The 4607-nt window shown below is 47.6% G+C and carries 5 protein-coding genes; 1 reads left to right on the top strand and 4 read right to left on the bottom strand.

The window, feature by feature from the left end; all coding sequences use genetic code 11:
• The 4 genes from AC07VH_RS29170 to AC07VH_RS29155 form a co-directional block, all read right to left on the bottom strand.
• On the bottom strand, positions 1-179 hold a 179-nt coding region (locus tag AC07VH_RS29170; protein ID WP_494803992.1), incomplete at its 3' end, for a transposase.
• A gap of 93 nt (positions 180-272) precedes the next feature.
• Positions 273-1691, bottom strand: a complete 1419-nt coding sequence (locus tag AC07VH_RS29165; RefSeq protein ID WP_494789621.1) for a hypothetical protein — start codon at positions 1689-1691, stop codon at positions 273-275.
• Position 1692: 1 nt separating this feature from the next.
• Complete coding sequence (locus AC07VH_RS29160; RefSeq protein ID WP_494803990.1) at positions 1693-2166, bottom strand: OmpA family protein; 474 nt, start codon at positions 2164-2166, stop codon at positions 1693-1695.
• Positions 2167-2463: 297 nt separating this feature from the next.
• Positions 2464-2718, bottom strand: coding sequence for a hypothetical protein (locus AC07VH_RS29155; protein WP_494789623.1), 255 nt, complete (start codon positions 2716-2718; stop codon positions 2464-2466).
• Positions 2719-4344: 1626 nt separating this feature from the next.
• On the opposite strand from AC07VH_RS29155, the gene AC07VH_RS29150 reads away from it, so the two are divergent.
• A partial coding sequence (locus tag AC07VH_RS29150) for a transposase (RefSeq protein ID WP_494804047.1) occupies positions 4345-4607 on the top strand: 263 nt, incomplete at its 3' end.

Raw genomic sequence — 4607 nt, 5'->3', positions numbered from 1 at the left:
CAGCCCAGTTCACGGGGAAGATATTCCCAAGGCAAGCCTGTCTTGAGGACGAACAGGATGCCGGTCAAAGCGGCGCGGTCGTCAATGCGAGGGCGCCCGCCTGTGGGGGAAGGACGATATGCTGGTAGCAATGGCTGAATCAGCGCCCACAGGTCGTCAGGAAGAAGAGATTTGGCCATGGCGCGGCTCCCGAAAACAATGTCAGGTGGGTTTGACCAGCTTCGGGGCCGTTTGTTTCTCTGGACGACGTTTTGTTAGGTGCTCTTATTCTATCACCCCTCCTTTATCAAGCGTGGGTCCTGTCCTTGGCCGAATTCCGCAATAAAATCATCGTCAAAGCTGCTGTTCTTTACTCCGACGTACCCGAGGATGCGTATATTCTCTCCGTCGTCGAGAGTAAGGTCGTGCCCTCGCTTTTCTACCTTCTGCTCCTTTATATTTTTGCTGTACTTGGCTCCACCACCAAATCCAACGCCGAATATCTTTGCAGAGGCAGACCCGCCAGCGGAAAAATCGTGTTCATAGTCATATTTCCACTCTTGACTTGACGTAAACTTCAAACTAAGGCCCCGGACGATTATCAAATGAGTTGGATAGTAGAGCAGAGTTCCTTTAATTCCCAGATACCTTTCGAAAAGGCGTCGATGTTTTTTTACTAGTCGGTTACGGAATATATCGGGATCGAACCATGAAGTAGCATCTATTGGAATGGCCATCAACGAACGCGAACTCACCGTAATCAATTCAGTATGCGAAAAGTCTTCTTTGATTTGCTCGTGGCTACTCGCGTTCGCATTCATTGAGAACGGCCCATAACTCGCGCTAACGTTCGCGGACCAGTCCGTGGTAATCGATGACGACGCTTTGCTTTCTTTTTTAATGCCCGAGCTGAGCGCCCCAAGCGTACCGCTGGTGATAGTTTTCAACGATGTGCCAGGCGTTATAAACTGGCGGTTAGCAAACAAACTCGATTCATTATCAGGTAACATTGCGAAATAAACCGGACTGAACTTCTTCTGCTCGTCCCCATACTCTTTATCCTCAAACCGGGGAAAACGCATCCGTGACGCGGCACCAGTTGCGCGCTCGTAGGCATCTACGACAGCCTGGTCCTGAGGATCCTCATATTTTCGAATTCTTAATGCCGAAATCAATGCTTGCTCACGAGCTTGCTCAACTTCGTTATCGTTGATCTGTCGTGTAATCGCCTGACCTTGACTCCAATGGGCGAATATCGCTAAGTCGCCCCGGTCAATCATTGAAGATTGCGCATATGCAACCCAGTCGTCAAAACGTTTTTGCCGTAAAATTGTGTTTGCCTCTCCTCGATTGTTCACCGCCGTTTGAAGTTGATCGATCTTCTTGAGCGTGTCGCTGTCCAACTGGCGCACCTCCACGAGTGCCAGGAGATCGGAAACCATCAAAATATATTCGTTTGAAAACTTTGCATTAGCTAGTAAGGCAACGTTTTCCGCGACAGGCGTAGGCTCAAGTCTGACGTTGAAAAAGTTTGCTATGTTTCCCCTTGAAAACCATTCGTAGTCCTCACTGACGTCAAAAGGAATTGCGGTAGCCTGAAGCTGTACAAATTGGTTTACCTGAAGATTGCCAATATTTGCCTTCACCAATGAGTAATAGTGATCTAGCGTCAGTTTGAAATTCGCAAGAGCGTCAACTTCTTTAATAGGCACGTTAGTCTCCTTCATTTAAATCCGGTTGAGCGCCAACCGTAACGGTAATGACAACACATCTGTTGAGTGGTTCCGCCCTGGAGTCAGCCGTGGGGAACGGCAGCTCAAATTCACCCTTTGTACGGACCGTAATGCGCGAGTCCACCCCTTTATTTCTTAAGGAGTTCACAGTGCTCTTTGAACGTTTTCTTGCCAAGCGGAAATTGTACGAACTTGATCCAAGTCTATCGGTATAGCCTGAGAGAAGTATTGATGCGGTTGGATGTGAACGAATAAATCGGCTGGCCAGGTCGACTACGACTTCCGCTTCGGTTGTGAGTTTCGCGCTATCGTGTCCAAAATACACCGTAAACTGACGGGTGACCGGAACCGACGTCCGCTGTGTTTGCGCATGGCAGAAAATATTAGACAGAATAACGCAATAGCTCAAAATCAGCGCGGATTTTGCGATACGGCAACGGAACTTTGCTGACATCGAATCGAATATAGAACACCTGAAGACCCGAACGCGCATTTCGTACCCCATTCCATCACTTAATAATTATTATTTTTGCAATCCAGCTGCCGAAACGAACCACCACCGGACAGCCTCTAAAACACTGTGGAAACTCAACTTAATTTTAGACATACCTATTCCGTTGTAGCGCAATTCATTATTCATGATAAATCTGCATTTTTGCAAAATGACCGAAATGCAAAACGGAGAGAAACAGCCAATAATACGCTGCAGCTTAAATCGCTCGCGACCCACATCGCTTACCTAAAAAGATAATTATCCTCCACAACCCAATGTTTTAATTAAGTTCTCATTCTTCGTGGAAATCGCGGCAATACAACTTTCGTATTTTTGTTTGGCGAGTTCCAACTTAATGCGTGCATCCATTGAGTTCATGTTGAGCTCGTCATTTTTCTTGAAATTAGTGAAGACTTCTCCAATTTCCGCAAAATAGGAACTAGCTATTTCAGCCGGAAGTTTGATTGCCGCAAAAGCTTCGCTCTCGGTAGTCTGCTTGTAGCCGGTTAACATTCCGTCGACGAACGTAATCTCGGCTTTTGAATCCGCAAAAAAAACTTTTCGATATCGGCAAAAAAATAGTCGTAGAATCATTTGGAATTAGAACTATCGCGGACTCGTTCAGCACTGGCTGATCGCGGCTAGCAGATACTTTGAAGGGCCGGTTCAAACGATAATATACACCGGCATGCGGAGTATCACGCGCCCTAACGGTACCTTGTAAATAACTTGAGATCTGCATAGGTTCGATCTTTATTTCCAAGCCGCACAACTCGCCAGGCTTGAAATTTGGATCGACAAAAAAATGGTGCGCTCCTTTACTACAGGCCGAATGCTTCTTCTGAGTCGTGCTGACGAAGCCTTTTGCCGAAATAGTACCGGCTAGATCCCCTAAACTCTTTCCTATGCTAGATATAGTGCTCGTCACAGTCGCGTTGGACGTGGTAAGTAATCCGTTAGCAACTCCGATGTTAGTTTCATTTTTTCCAAACATTCCGTTTTTATGCTATAGCAAATACGGCTTTGCGGTGTCTGGGTAAGATGCGCTAGGTCCTATCGTAGCCTTATTGGCCATCCCAGTTTCATCCACATCCACCGCTATGATAATATTGCGTTTTAGTAGATAGTAAATCAGCCCGTCATCGCTGTTTTTAGACGCTATTTCCATCGGAGTGAAGCTCGCGCACCCAGCCAACGTTACGCAAATTAAAGCAGAGAATTTGAGCGGCAACATGATTTTTCCAGATTAGATACCAGGCGTTCCTACGCGGACGGAGGGAAGACTTTGATCCGTTCCCATTCATTCTCAGCCCTCGATTCATCCCGACGATACCCACCCACCACGCTCCATTACAGCAACTGTTCGTGCACCTTCAGCCTTTGGAAAAAAGTGCATCGACGTATTTTTTCCGCCGACGGCAAGGGTAATTTCTACTCCACTTTGGTTCTTGACATTCAGATATATGCATTCGATTCCGCTTGGAAATAGCTTGGGGGGGGGGAACGCCTTCCGTAGATATCGGATTTGAGTTTAAAATTTTTGAGATGCACTCCATCGCGTCAATCAGAAATTTTGACGCCGCAGCACTAGCCGCCTGAAATTCGTCTGGTTTGTCCATGACCGCTCCGAGAGTATGATTGAGTCGTCAGTCTAGAAATCGATTGAAACCCGCCATGGCTGATCACGTCTCTACAAACGCCGCTTTGGATTTTCGTCCGATACGTTTGCAACAGGAATACCGCTCAATATATCTACCTTGACGGAATAGTCAAGATAACCCTTTCCTGCATTCGTCGACATCGCGATTGTTATTTTGGGATGGGATAGTGAACCGTTCACGACTCAATGCATGTAAGGAAACATAAATTTCTTTCAGTCTATTTTCCAGATCAAGATGTCCCTATGGGCGGCCACCTATCTTCTTGTGGCAGTTGGCTCAAGACGACTGACTAGTATTAGTGTTTGCTGACGATAATTTAGCGTCGCTCCGTGGCATAAGCGCAACAGTGATAATTCGTTAGATTCTGTGTTGATGTCAGCTAGGTCCAGGCTGAAAAGGTAGGTTTTTCGACGTGCCCGTCAGGGGACTGACCCTGTTTTATAGGAGGGGAATAGCTGCAGATGCCCAGTCACCTTCCGTGCCATCCGGTTATCGTCCTTCCCCCAAAGGCGGGCGCCCTCGCATTGACGACCGCGCCGCTTTGACCGGCATCCTGTTCGTGCTCAAGACAGGCTTGCCTTGGGAATATCTTCCCCATGAACTGGGCTGCGGCAGCGGCATGAGTTGCTGGCGGCGCCTGCATGCATGGCAACAGGCCGGTGTGTGGCAACGCATCCATGACGCCATGCTGCAGCACTTGCGGGAATACGACCAGATTCAATGGGAACGCGCCAGTGTCGA

Source organism: Janthinobacterium sp. GW821-FHT03C10 (assembly GCF_059420865.1).
Note: the sequence above shows the minus strand (reverse complement) of the source record. Positions and strands in the feature narration are given on the sequence as shown.

Excerpts from the sequence above, each read along its gene's own strand:
- AC07VH_RS29155 (WP_494789623.1), bottom strand. The coding sequence starts at position 2,718 with ATGTTAACCGGCTACAAGCAGACTACCGAGAGCGAAGCTTTTGCGGCA.
- AC07VH_RS29160 (WP_494803990.1), bottom strand. The coding sequence starts at position 2,166 with ATGTCAGCAAAGTTCCGTTGCCGTATCGCAAAATCCGCGCTGATTTTG.